This window comes from Amycolatopsis silviterrae, assembly GCF_042684085.1.
In the GTDB taxonomy this organism is placed as follows: Bacteria; Actinomycetota; Actinomycetes; order Mycobacteriales; family Pseudonocardiaceae; genus Amycolatopsis; species Amycolatopsis silviterrae.
In genome coordinates, this window is sequence record NZ_JBHUKS010000004.1 from 441,839 (window position 1) to 456,228 (window position 14,390).

Below are 14,390 nucleotides of genomic sequence, written 5' to 3' on the forward strand. Positions count from 1 at the left end.
AGGCATGCGCGTGCTGCTCACGGGGCACACGGGATATCTGGGCACGGTGATGGCACCGGTACTCGCCGCGGCGGGGCACGAGGTGATCGGCCTCGACTCGGGCTTGTTCGCCGCCTGTGTGCTCGGCCCGGCCCCGCACGATCCGGTCGGGCTGGCCGTCGACCTGCGGGAGGTGAAGGCCGAACACCTGCAGGGCTTCGACGCGGTGATCCACCTGGCCGCACTGTCCAACGACCCGCTCGGCTCGCTCGCGCCCGAGCTGACCTACGACATCAACCACCGCGCGTCGGTCAAGCTCGCGAAACTCGCGAAAGAGGCTGGGGTCTCCCGGTTCCTCTACGCCTCGACCTGCTCTGTCTACGGTGCGTCCGGCGGCAGCGGTCTGGTCGACGAGGACGCGCCGCTGCGGCCAGTCACGCCGTACGCGGAGTCGAAGGTACGTGTGGAAGCCGAGGTTTCCGAGCTTGCCGACGACGGCTTCACCCCGGTGTACATGCGCAACGCCACCGCGTTCGGCTTCTCGCCGCGGCTGCGCGCTGACATCGTGCTGAACAACCTGGTCGGTCACGCCTACCTGTCCGGCGAGGTGCTGGTGCTCTCCGACGGCACGCCATGGCGGCCGCTGGTGCACGCCGACGACATCGCGCACGCCTTCACCGCCGCTCTCGAAGCCCCGCGCGAAGCCGTGCACAACAAGGCGTTCAACATCGGCACCGAGCGCAACAACGTGACGGTCGCCGAGATCGCCGAAGAGGTCGTCGCCGTGGTGCCGGGCGCCAAGCTGCGGATCACCGGCGAGGCCGGGGCCGACCCGCGGTCCTACCGCGTCGACTTCTCCCGGTTCCGTGACGCGGTCCCAGCTTTCGACTGCAAGTGGGGAGTGAAAGACGGGGCGCTGCAACTGTTCGACGCCTACCGCCGCAACAGCCTCACCCGGGGCCAGTTCGAGCACCGCTTCACCCGGCTCAACTGGCTGAGCGACCGGCAGGCCGCCGGCGCGGTCGACGCCTCCCTGCGACACGCCTGATGCGCACCGGGCCCGAGATGCACGCTCTGGTGGAACGGCTGTATCCGTTCTGCCGGAGCATCACCGGTGACGGCGTACGGCAGACCCTTGCCGTCATCGGCGAGCACCTCCCGCTCGACCGGTACGAGGTGCCGAGCGGCACCGAGGTGCTGGACTGGACCGTGCCGCCGGAGTGGAACATCCGCGACGCGTTCGTCGCGGATTCCTCTGGGCGGCGGGTGATCGACTTCCGGAAGTCGAACCTGCACGTGGTCGGCTACAGCGTCCCGGTCGACCGGGTCGTGCGGCTGGCCGAGCTGCGCACGCACCTGCACACGCTGCCCGAGCAGCCGTCGCTGATCCCGTACCGCACCAGCTACTACTCCCCCACCTGGGGGTTTTGCCTCGCCCAGGACGTACTCGACGCGCTGCCGGACGACGACTACCACGTCAAGATCGACTCGACGCTCGCCGACGGCCACCTCACCTACGCCGAGCACGTCGTGCCGGGCGAGGTGTGCGACGAGGTGCTGATCTCGTGCCACCTCTGCCATCCGTCGCTGGCCAACGACAACCTCGCCGGCATCGCGGTCGCCGTCGCGCTCGCACAGGCGCTGGCCGGGGAAAAGCCGTACTACACCTACCGGTTCCTGTTCATGCCCGGCACGATCGGCGCGATCACCTGGCTGGCGCGCAATGCCGAGCACATCGACCGGGTCAAGCACGGCGTCGTGCTGGCCTGCGCCGGCGACCGCGGTTCGCTGACCTACAAGCGCAGCCGGTGCGGCGACGCCGACATCGACCGGGTTTTCGCGCACGTCCTCAAGGGCAAGCCGCACGAGATCCGCGAGTTCTCGCCGTACGGCTATGACGAGCGCCAGTTCTGCTCCCCCGGCTTCAACCTCGGCGTCGGCTCGCTCACCCGCACTCCGTACGCGGGCTACCCGGAATACCACACTTCGGCGGACAACCCGTCGTTCGTCGATCCGGACTCGATGGCCGACACTCTCGACACGCTGCGGACGGCGTTGTCCGTGCTCGATCGCAACCGGCGCTACGTGAACCTCAGCCCGTACGGCGAACCACAGCTCGGCAAGCGCGGGCTGTACGACTCGCTCGGCGGGCGCAGCGACGCGAAGGACGCCCAGCTGGCCATGCTGTGGGTGCTCAGCCTCTCCGACGGCGACCACAGCCTCCTCGACATCGCCGAACGGGCGGACCTGCCGTTCGGTGCCGTAGCCGCGGCGGCCGATGCCCTTCAGGCCGCCGGACTGCTGAAGGAGTGAGGCCGTGCCGTCGATCCTGCGTTCGCGAGCCGTCCGCGCGATGGCGGGACGGCTCAGCTGGGGCCTTGGGGACCAGGCCGTTTCGAGCCTGACCAACTTCGTGGTCGGCCTGTTCGTCGCGCGCTCGCTCGGCGCGACGGCGTTCGGCCTGTTCAGCATCGCGTGGGTGACCTACGGCGTCATTCTCAACATCTCGCGCGGCCTCGCGACCGACCCGCTGATGGTGCGCTTCTCCGGGGTCCCCCGGGCGAGCTGGCGGACCGCGGTGGGACAGGCCGTCGGGACGGCGTTGATGGTCGGCGTCGCTTTCGGGCTGCTCAGTGTCCTTTTTGGACTCGCGGTCGGCGGTTCGCTCGGCACCGCGTTCGTCGCGCTCGGGGCGGTACTGCCGTTCCTGCTCGTGCAGGACGCCTGGCGGTTCGGGTTCTTCGCACAGGGCACGGGGCACAAGGCGTTCCTCAACGACGGAATCCAGGCTGTCGCGTTGTTCCCGGCGCTGGTGTTGGCCGCGCGCTACGACACTGTGGTCGCGTTCCTGCTGGCCTGGGGCTGCTCGGCCGGGGTCGCGGCCGCGTTCGGCTGGGTGCAGACGAGCGTGCTGCCGCGGCTCGGCGGGGTGCGCGACTGGCTGCGGGACCATCGCGATCTTGGCGTGCGGTATCTCGTGGAGAACGTCAGCAACAGCGGTTCGTCGCAGCTGCGGGCGTACGGGCTGGGCGCGATTTCCGGGCTCGCCGCCGTCGGGACAGTGCGCGGCGCGGAACAGCTGCTCGGGCCGTTTCTCGCGCTGCTCATGGGACTTTCCCTCGTCACCGTTGCCGAGGGGGCGCGGGTGCTTCGGCAGTCGCCGCACCGGTTGTGGCACTTCTGCGTGGTGCTCGGCGCCGCGCAGGCCGCCGCGGCGCTGGCGTGGGGGCTCGGGTTGTGGCTTTTCATCCCCGACGACGCCGGGCGGTTCGTGCTCGGTTCGCTGTGGGACAGCTCGTCGCCGCTGGTCCCGGCGGTCACGATGGCGGTCGTCGGGGCGAGCTTCACCACCGGCGCGACGGCCGGGCTGCGCGCGCTCGGGATGGCGCGGCGGAGCTTGCGGTCGCAGCTGATCTCGTCCGCGTGCTACGTCGTGTTCGGCCTGATCGGGGCCGTGCTCGGCGGCGCGACCGGCTCGGAGTGGGGCGTCGCGGCCGCCACGCTCACCGGCTCGGCCGTGTGGTGGTGGCAGCTGCGCGGCGCGCTTCGCGACCACTTCGCGGCGGTGCCCGAGTTTCCCGCCGCGTCAGGTTCATTCAGCCAAGCAGAACTCCATTCGGCTTCCGAGGAGATGAAACCGGCATGAGCAGGGTGCCCCGGCTGACCATCGGTCTGCCTGTCTACAACGGCGAGGAATTCCTCGCCGAAGCGCTCGACGCGCTGCTCGGGCAAACCTACGAGGACTTCGAGCTGATCATCTCCGACAACGCGTCGCAGGACGGCACGGAGGAGATCGCCCAGAAGTACGCGCGGCAGGACTCGCGGATCCGGTACCTGCGCCAGCAGCGCAACATCGGCGCGACCCCGAACCACAACATCCTGCTCGATCAGGCTCGCGGCGAGCTGTTCAAGTGGGCGTCGCACGACGATCTCTACGGCCGGGAGCTGCTGGCGAAGTGCGTCGAAGCGCTCGACGCGCGGCCGGAGATGATCGTCGCGCACTCGCATCAGGCGATCATCGACGAGCACGGTGCGGTGACGGTGCCGCTGGACTACCGGCACCGGACGGATGCGCCGCGGCCGTCGGTGCGGTTCAAGAGCCTGCTCTTCGAGCCTGGTGGCGACGATTTCTACGGCGTGATGCGCACGGAGGTGCTGCGTCGCGTCACCCCGATGGGCAGCTACCACCACGCGGACCGGACCTATGTGGCCGAGCTGGCGCTGCACGGTCCGTTCTACCAAGTGCCCGAGCTGCTGTACTTCCGTCGCGACCATCCGGACCGGGCGGAGCGCGCCAACCCGAGCAAACGCTCCCGCTGCGCGAACCTCGATCCGAAGCGCGGCAATGCGCTCACGAACCCGACCGCGCGGCTGCTCGCCGAGTACGTCTGGGGTTTCGTGCACGGCATCCGCTCCGCGCCGCTGTCCTCCGGCGAACGACGAGCCTGCTACCTCGCGCTCGCCGAATGGTTCACCAGCCGGGCGCGGCCGGGCGGCGGCGGGGAACGTGTCGAGGATCGGGCTCCGGTGCACGCGGCCGAGCTGAACCTCACTGTCGACCGGGTGGTCGCTGGGCGCGAACGGCGGGTGCCGTGACTGTTCGAGTCGGAGTCTTCGGACTGCTCGGTTCAGGCAACCTCGGCAATGACGGCTCGCTGGAGGCGGTGCTCGGCTTCCTGCGCGCCGAACATCCGCAGGCGAAAGTGTCCGCGTTCTGCGGCGGTGCGGACGCCGTTCAGGCGCGGTACGGGATCCCGGCGATGCGGTTGAACTGGTACAGCGGCGAGTACCGGCACGCGTCCGGGCTGCGTTCGATCGCGGCCAAGGCTTTCGGCAAGGTCATCGACGTTTTCCGTACGGCGTGGTGGGTGCGGCGGCAGAACGTGGTGATAGTTCCCGGCATGGGGGTGCTGGAGGCGACGCTTCCGTTGCGGCCGTGGGGGTTTCCGTACGCGCTGTTCCTGCTGTCGCTGTGCGGACGGATCGGCCGGACGAAGGTCGCGCTGGTCAGCGTGGGTGCGGATCGGATCCGGGTGCCGGCGACGCGGTTTCTGGTGCGGCACGCGACTCGGCTCGCGGCGTATCGGTCCTTCCGCGATGAGCTGTCGCGTTCGGCGATGGCGGACATGGGTGTGCGCGTGACGGACGACCGCGTCTATCCCGACCTCGCGTTCGCCCTGCCGACGCCTGCCGCGGACGAGGATCCGCGCGCGGTCGGCGTCGGCGTGATGGCTTACTACGGCGGCAACGACGACCGTGCGCGCGGTGAGGAGATTTACCGGGCGTATGTGGACGCGATGACAGAGTTCGTGCGGTATCTGGTCGGCCAGGAGCGGCCGGTCCGGCTCTTCATCGGCGACCGGATCGACCGCGAGGTGGTGGACGAGATTGTCGAGACTGTCCGGTCTCCGCTGATCTCCGCGGCCGTCCCGGGCACGCTCGGCGAGCTGATGCGGTCGATGGCCGAAGTCGGCACGGTCGTGGGGACTCGGTACCACAACGTGTTGTGCGCGTTGAAGGTCGGGAAGCCGACGATCGCGATCGGATACGCGCGGAAGAACGACGTCTTGATGGCGGACATGGGGCTCGCCGAGTTCTGCCAGGAGGCCCGCGCGGTCGACGTGCCGAGGTTGATCGTGCAGTTCGAGGAGTTGCAGCGGCGGGCACCGGAGTTGAAGGCGGAACTCGCCGCTCGCAACGAAGCCTGCGGCCAGCAGTTGAAGGACCAGTTCGCGCTGTTGTCGAGGACGCTCATCCCCGCGGAGGTGTCGTGAAAGCCGTTCCCGTGCCGTCGATCTCCGGTGTGTGGCTGTTTCAGCCGACGCCGCACCGAGACGATCGCGGCTTCTTCTCACGGACCTTCGACGCCGAGGTCGCCCGGTCGGTCGGCATCGACCCGGACGCGTTCCTACAGGACAGCGTGTCGCGCTCGGTGCGCGGCGTGGTGCGCGGGATGCACCTGCGTTCCGGGGCCGGCGAGGCAAAGCTGGTGCGCTGTTCGTTCGGCGAGGTGTTCGACGTCGTGGTCGACTTGCGACCGGACTCGCCGACTTTCCGTTCGCTGGAAACGTTTCGGCTCTCCGGCGACACCCAGGAAAGCATCTACATCCCAGCCGGCTGCGCGCACGGTTTCCAGGCCTTGACCGACGTCGCCGACGTGTCGTACCGGATCGACCGCGCGCACGACCCGGCCGAGGACGTCTCGATCGCGCACGACGACCCAGAACTCGCCATCCCGTGGCCGCTGCCCGCGGCTTTGCTGTCCGAACGCGACGCGTCCGCGCCTTCGCTGGCCGATGCCTTGAGGTGATCCGTCATGGACCTGCCACTCTCCCGAATCGCGAACGAACGCCTGCACCGCGCGATCCCCGGCGGCGCGCACACCTACGCCAAAGGCGAGGACCAATACCCCGAACATCTCGCCCCGGTCATCTCGCACGGCAGGGGCGCGTACGTCTGGGACGTCGACGGCAACCAGTACCTCGAATACGGCTCCGGCCTGCGCGCGGTCAGCCTCGGCCACGTGCATCCGCGGGTGACCTCCGCCGTCCGCGATGTGCTGGAGCGGGGCAACAACTTCGTCCGGCCGTCCATTGTGGAGCTTGAAGCAGCGGAACAGTTCCTGGCGACGGTGCCAACCGCGGAGATGGTGAAATTCGCGAAAAACGGTTCCGACGCGACGACCGCGGCTGTTCGGCTCGCCCGCGCGGCGACGGGACGGCCCTTGGTCGCCCAATGCGCGGACCACGCGTTTTTCTCCACCGACGACTGGTTCATCGGCACCACCCCGATGTCCGCCGGAATTCCCGCCGCGACGATGGCGATGACCGTGCCGTTCCCGTACGGCGATCTCCCGGCGACCGAGCAGGTACTGCGCCAGTTCCACGGACAGGTGGCGTGCCTGATCCTGGAGGCCACCAAGGCCGTCGACCCGCCGGACGGTTACCTCGCCGGACTGCTCGACCTCGCCCATCGACACGGAGCGCTGGTGATCTTCGACGAGATGATCACCGGGTTCCGGTACTCCGAGCACGGCGCGCAGGGGCTTTACGGGGTGACGCCGGATCTCTCGACCTTCGGCAAGGCGCTCGGCAACGGTTTCGCGGTGGCGGCGTTGGCCGGTCGGCGGGACTTGATGGAGCTGGGTGGCCTGCACGATTCGCGGGACCGGGTGTTCCTGCTGTCCACGACACATGGCGCGGAGACCCCGGCGTTAGCCGCGGCGATGGCGGTGATGGACGTCTATGCGACAGAGGACGTCACAGCTCGGCTGCACGCGCTCGGGGCCCGGTTGGCGGCCGGGGTGACCGAGGTGGCTGCGGCGCACGGTGTCGGCGGGCAGGTGCTGGTGCGGGGGCGGGACAGCAACCTGGTGTTCGCGACTCTTGACGCGGATGGGGTGCCTTCGCAGGAGTATCGGACGTTGTTCATGCGGTGCCTGCTGGAGAACGGGGTGCTTGGTCCGTCCTTTGTGGTCAGTGCGGCGATGACGGAGGAGGACATCGACCGGACTGTGGAGGTCGTCGCTTCGGCTTGCGTGGTGTATCGAAAGGCGCTGGAGGCCGGGGATCCGACGCCGTGGCTGGGTGGGCGGCCGGTTAAGCCGGTTTTCCGGCGGAAAGCCTGACTTCACCTTGGCCTGGCCTGGTGTCCGTGAGGGGAACCCTCACGGACACTGATTCCCTCAGGGTGGCCCTCACGACCCTCGGCAGGCAATGCCCGGGACTTAAGGCGGCGTTATGGGCGAGACTTAGGCGCGTCCGCCCAGGCCGAAGCCGCTGACGGACCTTTGGCTTGCGTCGGGGGCGACGCGGGCGGCAGGAACTGGGTGTGTCGTCTGTGAAGGACTCCTTGAGGGAATCAGATTCCCTCAAGGAGTCCTTCACAGACTTGGGGTGGGCAGAAACTCAAGGCGACGCTATGGACGCGATTGAGGTGCACCTGCCCACGCCTGCTGGTCGGCGGAGGTCCGTGAGGGGAACCCTGAGGGAATCTGATTCCCTCAGGGTGGCCCTCACGGACTTGAAGAAACGGTCATACTTGCGCCAATCGGGCATTTCGCTGACGTTGGCGTCCATTATGGACGGTCAGCAAGCTGAGGCCACCCGGCTTAAGACCCTGGCATTGGACTCTGTTCCCCTCACGGACCGATCTCCCGCAGCCGCACTGGGTCGGTGGAGAGCTGGGCCGCCGGCGCGGTTAGCCGCCAGCCTCTTTCGTACGCGGCGGCGAAACCTTCGTCGCCCAGCTCGGCGCGGCCGCGGGCGCTCAGCGCGCGGACCTGCAGATCGGTCCGGTCGTGCACGCCCCGCAGCCGGGCCGCCGCGCCGAGCAGAGCGGCCGCCTCCCGGTGACGCCCGTACAACGCCGCGACCCCGGCCACGGTCACCGCCACGCTGGCCAGAATCGGCATATCCGAACTCTCGACCGCGGCGAGATACGCCCGGCTCAGCGCCGCTTCCGCTCCCGGCCCGTCGCCGGTCTCCAGACAGAGCGCACCCTGCGCCACCGAGATCAGTGCCTGCTCATGGCCCCCGCCGAACGGCAGGTGTTCCGACAAACCGGCCTGAGCCGACTCGATCCGTTCACGAGCACGGTCCAGGTCCCCGATCCGCACCCACAGACTGGCTTCCAGCGCGTCGGTCAAGATCGCCAGCTCGGGAGACTCCACGCGCTCCCTGGTGGCGGCGATCAGCTCGCCCGCCCGCGCGGTCTCGCCGCGGCGGACGTACAGGTCGATCGCGCGCAGATCGAGGAAAATCTCGTCGCTGCGGCTGAGCGACCCGAACTCGCGAGCCAGCGCCCTTGCCTCGTCCAGATCGGCCAGCCCGCCGTCGAGATCGCCGTCGTACTGCCGCAGCAGCGCGCGCAGCGGCAAGACGGTGGCGAGACCCCACCGGTCGCCGGCCCGGCCGAAGATCTCCAGCGCGGCGGCGACGTCGTCGCGGACCTGGTCGAAGTGGCCCGCGTTTTCGGCGAACTGGGCCCGGTACAAGTGCGCCAGACCGGACAGCCATTCGTCCGGCCCGTCAATGAACCGCTGGACGGTCTCCGGCGGCGCGTTCGTTTCGGGCATGGTGGCCAGCCGCAGCGCGACGAGCGCACCGCCGAAGGACGGCAGCTCCGGCTGGTCGGCGAGGGCGCGAAGCTGCTCGCGCCAGTCGGCGGGCGGAACTTGGGCCGCGAACTGATTGAGCAACAACACTTGCTCGGCGACGGCACGCGTGCCGCTCGGCTGCGCCTCCGGGGTGGAAACGGCTTCGTTGAGCCAATAAACCGCGTCAACGTAGCGCCCGAGCATCTGCCAGTACCAGGTCAGATTCACCGCGAGCCCGATCGCGCCATCGGCATCGCCGGTGTCGCAGAGATGACGCAAGGCGGCGAGCACATTGTCGTACTCGGCGTGAAACACCCGCAGCGCGTCCGATTGCCGAGGGCCGCGCAGAAGAGGGTCGTAGTGCGCGACCAGTCCGGCGAAGTACTCCGCGGCGAGGCCCCGCACGCTGGCTGGGCCGGCAAGGCTTTCCCGTCCGTACTCGCGGATCGTCTCCAGCATCCGGTACCGGCCGGTGTCGGGCACGAGCCGCAGCAACGACCGGTCGACCAAGCCAGCGAGCAGGTCCGGGATCTCCTCCGGCGGCACCGCGTCCGCACAGACCGCGGCGGCCGAATCCCGGGTGACTCCGCCGGGCAGCACCGAGATCCGTTCCGCGACCGTGCGCTCGTCCGGACCGAGCAGCTCCCAGCTCCACGCGATGACCGCGCGCAGCGTCCGGTGTCGCGGGAAGGCGGTCCGGCTGCCGGTGGCGAGCAGCCGGAACCGGTCGGACAGACCGGCCACCAGGTCGCGCAGGGCGAGCGTGCGCAGCCGGGCCGCGGCCAGTTCCAGCGCCAGTGGCAAGCCGTCCAGACCACAGACCACGGTGGTGACGTCGGCGAGATTCGCTTCGTCCACCGCGAAACCGGGACGCACGGCCGCGGCCCGCTCGGTGAACAGGCGCACCGCCGCGCTCCGCCGGGCCTGTTCGACGTCCGCGCCCGGCTCGGGCAGGGCGAGCGGGCCGAGCGGCACCAGCGCTTCTCCGTCGACCGCGAGCGGTTCGCGGCTGGTGGCCAGCACCCGCAGCCCGGCGCACCGGGACAGCAGCGCCGCGACCAGATGGGCCGCGGCGTCGACGAGATGCTCGCAATTATCCATCAGCAGCAAGCGTTCCCGGCCGCCAAGCTGGTCCACGAGCACGTCCAGTTCGGTCCCCGTCCGCGCTTCGAACAGGGCACCGCCGCGCAGTCCGATCCCGGCCAGTACGGCGGCACCGATTTCGGCCGGTTCGGAGACCGAAGCGAGGTCGATCAGCCAAGCGCCGCCGGGATATTCGTGACGGCGGGCGGCCTCCAGCGCGAGCCGGGTTTTGCCAGCGCCGCCGGGGCCGAGCACGGTGATCAGCCGGCCGGTGGCGAGCAGTTCGGCGATCCGGGCGAGGTCTTCGTCCCGTCCGACGAAGCTGGTCAGCGCGGCGGGAAGGTTGCCGTCCGAGGGAGGCGCGGGGACCGGGTCGCGCAGCAGACGCAGATGCCGCTCCCGCAGGGCGGTGCCCGGATCGGTGCCAAGCGTCTCGGCTAGTGCCTCGCGGATCTGTTCGTAACGGGCGAGTGCGTCGGCTTGGCGGCCTTGGGCGGCTAGTGCGTCCATGAGCAGCGCAGCCGCCCGTTCGTGGACTGGGTGTTCGGCGAGCAGGCCGGTCAGCCGGGTGGCAGCCGTCTCGACGCGGCCCAGCGACAGTTCGACCTCGGCGAGATCGGCCACGGCCTCGACGGCGAGTGTGGACAGCCGGGTCGCTGCGGCCACCGACACCGCGGCGACCGCTGCGGGCTCGGTCCGGTCGCCCCACAGCGCCACGGCCTCGCCGAGCACGTCCGCGGCGGCTAACCGCTCTCCTGCCCGTAGGTGGTCCCGACCTGCGGCGATGAGGTGCTCGAACTGCAGCACGTCGACGTCAGCCGGTGCCACGGCCAGCCGGTAGCCGCCCGTGACCTGCGCGACGACGTCCGCCGAACCGAGCGTCCGACGCAGCCGCGACACGAGCGCCTGCAGGGCGTGGGCGGGATCGGCGGGCGGGTCCTCGGCCCAGATCGCGTCGACCAGAACGCTGGGCTCGACCGGGCGGCCACCCGCGAGCGCCAGCCGTGCCGTCAGTGCCTGCAGCCGCGCGCCGGGAACGGGCAGGACGGCATCGCCGCGAGACACCTGCACGGCGTCAAGCAGCGTCACGCGAAGCGGGACAACAGCCACCCTCCGATCTTCGCGCGTCTGCCGGTTAGCCGCCCGAACCGGGGTGTGCGCGCCGTGTGAGCCGCGTGTGAGCGGCGGCGGGCAACCTCGGGTTCACCGCACCAGAAGGGGGTTGTCATGCACGACGTAGTGATCGCGGGGGCCGGGCCGGTCGGCCTGTTCCTCGCCGGCGAACTGGCTCTCGCGGGCAGTTCGGTGCTCGTGCTGGAGAAGGAGGCGGACCCGCATTCCGCGTGGCGGACGATGCCGCTCGGGATGCGGGGGCTGTCGGGCGGGTCGGCCGAGGCGTTCTATCGCCGGGGAATGCTGGTCCCGCTGCTGGCCGAGTCCGGGATGCCGCCCGCCGAGGACGAGCAGGTGCGCCCGCGCTGGATCGGCCATTTCGCCGGTACCTCGCTCGACCCGGCCGACGTCGACCTCTCCGCCCTGCCCTACCGGCTGCCCAGCCCGGCTTTGGACGGCATCATGACCAGCCTCGACGCGGTCGAGACGGTGCTGGCCGAACGAGCGGTCAAGCTCGGTGCCGAGATCCGGCGCGGCGTCGCGGTCTCCGGTCTCGTCCAGGACGACGAGCACGTGGTCGTCCAGGCTGGCGCGGACGAGTACCCGGCCCGCTGGCTCGTCGGCTGCGACGGTGGCCGCAGCACAGTGCGCCGGCTCGCGGGGTTCTCCTTTGCCGGTACCGAGCCGCAGCTCACCGGGTACGTCGCGCTGGCGACCATCGCCGACCCCGAAAAGCTGAGCCCTGGCTTCAATCTGACCCCGGACGGCATGTACGTCTCGATGCCCACGCCCGGTCACTTCGGCGTGATGGACTTCGACGGCGGCACCTACGACCGTTCCCAGCCGCTGACCCGCGAGCACCTCCAAGCGGTGCTGCGCCGCGTTTCCGGCACTGACGTGACGCTCGACGAGGTGCAGCTCGCGTCCAGCTTCACCGACCGGGCCAAGCAGACGACCGAATACCGGCGCGGCCGCGTCCTGCTCGCCGGCGACGCCGCGCACATCCACTCGCCGCTCGGCGGGCAGGGCCTCAACCTCGGCATCGGCGACGCCATGAACCTGGGCTGGAAGCTCGCCGCGACGGTACGCGGGCACGCGCCGGACGGTCTCCTCGACACCTACGCCACCGAACGCCATCCGGTCGGCGCGAAGGTGCTCGGCTGGTCGCGCGCCCAGGTCGCGATCATGCGCCCGGATCCGCATTCCCGGGCGATCCAGGCCGTCACGCGCGATCTCCTGGCCACCCGCGACGGCACCACGTACGTCTTCGCCCGCACGTCTGGCCTGTCGCTCCGCTACGACCTCGGCGACGAGCTGGTCGGCCACAACGCGCCGGACTTCCGTCTCGCCGACGGCACCCGTCTCGGCGAACTACTGCAGGACGGCCAAGGCGTCGCCCTCGACTTCACCGCCGACGACCGACTGCGCGACGCGGCCGCGCGCTACCGAGTGCAGTACAAGGCCATCCCGGCGCGCGATGACCTCGGCTACGACGCCGTGCTCGTCCGGCCGGACGGAATCGTCGCCTGGGCAAGCGGCCACGGCTCGTTCGAAGACGCCCTTTCTCGCTGGTTCTGACCCTCTCGTGGAGGTAGACATCATGGAAAACCACTGGATCGCTGCTTGGGGAACCGCGCAGCAGCTGGCACCCGCGGCCGAGCCGGGCGGCGGGCCGGAGATGCCCGACGAGGCACCGCCGGAACCGACTCTCGACACCGTGGGTGCGCAAACCGTCCGCATGGTGGCGCGTTCGACGGTCGGCGGATCGGCTGTGCGCGTCGCCCTGTCGAACTCCTTCGGCCACGCACCAGTCCGCATCGGCGCGGCCTTCCTCGACGGCACGCGGCTGACCTTCAGCGACCGTCCCGAAGTGGTGCTGCCGACTGGCGCGCAGATCTACAGCGACCCGATCGAGTACGCCGTGTCCGCGCAGACCGACCTGACCGTCTCGCTGTATCTCCCGGACGAGAAGGTCACCCCGACGATCCACGAGGTCGGGCTCCGCACCGCGTGGCTCGCCCCCGGCGACCAAACCGCCGAACCGGAACTGCGGGACGCCACCGAGTTCCAGTCGTACCTGTGGCTCACCGGCATCGACGTGCTCGCGCCGCACACCGCCGCCACCGTCATCGCCTTCGGCGACTCCCTGGTGGACGGGATGGAAACCACACCCGGCACCGACGCACCCTGGCCCTCGGTGCTCGCCCGCCGACTCGCCGCCGAGCCGGGCCTTCCGCCTCGCGCGGTGGTCAACATGGGCATCTCCGGCAACCGCGTCCTGCGCGAGACGGACGGCATGGGAACCAGCGCGCTGGCCCGCTTCGACCGCGACGTACTGGCCCGCCCCGGGGCCCGCTGGCTCATCCTGTTCGAGGGCGGGAACGACCTGATTTTCGGCTCCCTGCCAGGAATGCCGGACAGTGAACGGGCCACCGCGGCCGACCTCATCGACGGCTACCGCCTGCTGCTCACCCGTGCCCGCTCGCACGGCCTGCGCGTCGTCGGCTGCACGCTGCCGCCGATCGGTGGCTCGCCGGTCTTCACGCCGGAGTTCGAGGACGCCCGCCAGCAGGTGAACCGCTGGATCCGTGACAGCGGCGAGTTCGACGCAGTCACCGACCTCGAAGCGGCACTGCGCGATCCAGCCGAACCGACGAAGACGCGCGCTGAGCTGGTCACCGACGACGGGGTCCACCCGAACGACGCCGGACACGCGGTGATCGCCGACGCCTTCGACTTGGAACTGTTCCGGCACTAGCCCGACTGTCCGTGAGGGGAACCCTGAGGGACTCTGATTCCAATGCCGGGGACTCAAGCCGAGCGGCCTCAGCCTGCTGACCCTCCACAAAGGACACTCTGACGTCGGCGATACGCCCGATTAACGCCAGAGTGCCTGTTTATTCAAGTCTGTGAGGGTTCCCCTCACAGACTCTGATTCCCTCAGGGTGCCCCTCACGGACGACACACCCAGCTCCGCCCGCCCGCGCGGCCGGAGCAATCCAGCCCGGTCCGCCAGCCGTTTCCGCCTGGGCGGACACGCTTCAGCCACACCCACAACGCCGCCTTAGGTCCCTGGCATTGACTCTGGTTCCCTCAGGGTGCCCCTCACAGACTCTGA

The 14,390-nt window shown here is 69.8% G+C and carries 10 protein-coding genes; 9 read left to right on the top strand and 1 reads right to left on the bottom strand.

All coding sequences use genetic code 11. The annotated features are described in order from the left end of the window. Positions 1-4 precede the first annotated feature (4 nt). From ACFSVL_RS05835 to ACFSVL_RS05865, 7 genes are read left to right on the top strand one after another with little or no spacing between them, the layout of a single operon-like run. Positions 5-1,027 (top strand): NAD-dependent epimerase/dehydratase family protein, encoded by a 1,023-nt coding sequence (locus ACFSVL_RS05835; protein ID WP_378301139.1) that lies wholly within the window; start codon positions 5-7, stop codon positions 1,025-1,027. Continuing rightward, complete coding sequence (locus tag ACFSVL_RS05840; protein WP_378301140.1) at positions 1,027-2,292, top strand: DUF4910 domain-containing protein; 1,266 nt, start codon at positions 1,027-1,029, stop codon at positions 2,290-2,292. The genes ACFSVL_RS05835 and ACFSVL_RS05840 overlap by 1 nt, the downstream gene beginning before the upstream one ends. Before the next feature lie 40 nt (positions 2,293-2,332). After that, on the top strand, positions 2,333-3,625 hold the full coding sequence (locus ACFSVL_RS05845) for a hypothetical protein (protein WP_378301990.1): 1,293 nt from the start codon (positions 2,333-2,335) through the stop codon (positions 3,623-3,625). Then, a complete protein-coding gene (locus tag ACFSVL_RS05850; protein ID WP_378301142.1) occupies positions 3,622-4,575 on the top strand; it encodes a glycosyltransferase family 2 protein in 954 nt (317 codons plus the stop codon). Before ACFSVL_RS05845 ends, ACFSVL_RS05850 begins: the two co-directional genes overlap by 4 nt. Continuing rightward, entirely contained in the window at positions 4,572-5,753 is a 1,182-nt protein-coding gene (locus ACFSVL_RS05855; protein WP_378301144.1) for a polysaccharide pyruvyl transferase family protein, read from the top strand. Before ACFSVL_RS05850 ends, ACFSVL_RS05855 begins: the two co-directional genes overlap by 4 nt. Further along, a complete protein-coding gene (locus ACFSVL_RS05860) occupies positions 5,750-6,289 on the top strand; it encodes a dTDP-4-dehydrorhamnose 3,5-epimerase family protein (protein WP_378301146.1) in 540 nt (179 codons plus the stop codon). Before ACFSVL_RS05855 ends, ACFSVL_RS05860 begins: the two co-directional genes overlap by 4 nt. 6 nt (positions 6,290-6,295) lie before the next feature. Continuing rightward, positions 6,296-7,606: a glutamate-1-semialdehyde 2,1-aminomutase gene (locus ACFSVL_RS05865; RefSeq protein WP_378301148.1), complete on the top strand. Its 1,311-nt coding sequence runs from the start codon at positions 6,296-6,298 to the stop codon at positions 7,604-7,606. 513 nt (positions 7,607-8,119) lie between these two features. Here the strand turns inward: ACFSVL_RS05865 and ACFSVL_RS05870 are convergent. Further along, a complete protein-coding gene (locus ACFSVL_RS05870) occupies positions 8,120-11,269 on the bottom strand; it encodes a BTAD domain-containing putative transcriptional regulator (protein ID WP_378301150.1) in 3,150 nt (1,049 codons plus the stop codon). Positions 11,270-11,386: 117 nt separating this feature from the next. Between ACFSVL_RS05870 and ACFSVL_RS05875 the strand changes: the two genes are divergently transcribed. Both ACFSVL_RS05875 and ACFSVL_RS05880 read left to right on the top strand, forming a co-directional pair. Next, complete coding sequence (locus tag ACFSVL_RS05875; protein ID WP_378301151.1) at positions 11,387-12,850, top strand: FAD-dependent monooxygenase; 1,464 nt, start codon at positions 11,387-11,389, stop codon at positions 12,848-12,850. Between the two features lie 22 nt (positions 12,851-12,872). After that, complete coding sequence (locus ACFSVL_RS05880) at positions 12,873-14,030, top strand: SGNH/GDSL hydrolase family protein (protein ID WP_378301153.1); 1,158 nt, start codon at positions 12,873-12,875, stop codon at positions 14,028-14,030. Positions 14,031-14,390: the final 360 nt, after the last annotated feature.

Coding starts and splice junctions, on each gene's coding strand:
- ACFSVL_RS05835 (WP_378301139.1), top strand. CDS start 5: ATGCGCGTGCTGCTCACGGGGCACACGGGATATCTGGGCACGGTGATG.
- ACFSVL_RS05840 (WP_378301140.1), top strand. CDS start 1,027: ATGCGCACCGGGCCCGAGATGCACGCTCTGGTGGAACGGCTGTATCCG.
- ACFSVL_RS05845 (WP_378301990.1), top strand. CDS start 2,333: ATGGCGGGACGGCTCAGCTGGGGCCTTGGGGACCAGGCCGTTTCGAGC.
- ACFSVL_RS05850 (WP_378301142.1), top strand. CDS start 3,622: ATGAGCAGGGTGCCCCGGCTGACCATCGGTCTGCCTGTCTACAACGGC.
- ACFSVL_RS05865 (WP_378301148.1), top strand. CDS start 6,296: ATGGACCTGCCACTCTCCCGAATCGCGAACGAACGCCTGCACCGCGCG.
- ACFSVL_RS05875 (WP_378301151.1), top strand. CDS start 11,387: ATGCACGACGTAGTGATCGCGGGGGCCGGGCCGGTCGGCCTGTTCCTC.
- ACFSVL_RS05880 (WP_378301153.1), top strand. CDS start 12,873: ATGGAAAACCACTGGATCGCTGCTTGGGGAACCGCGCAGCAGCTGGCA.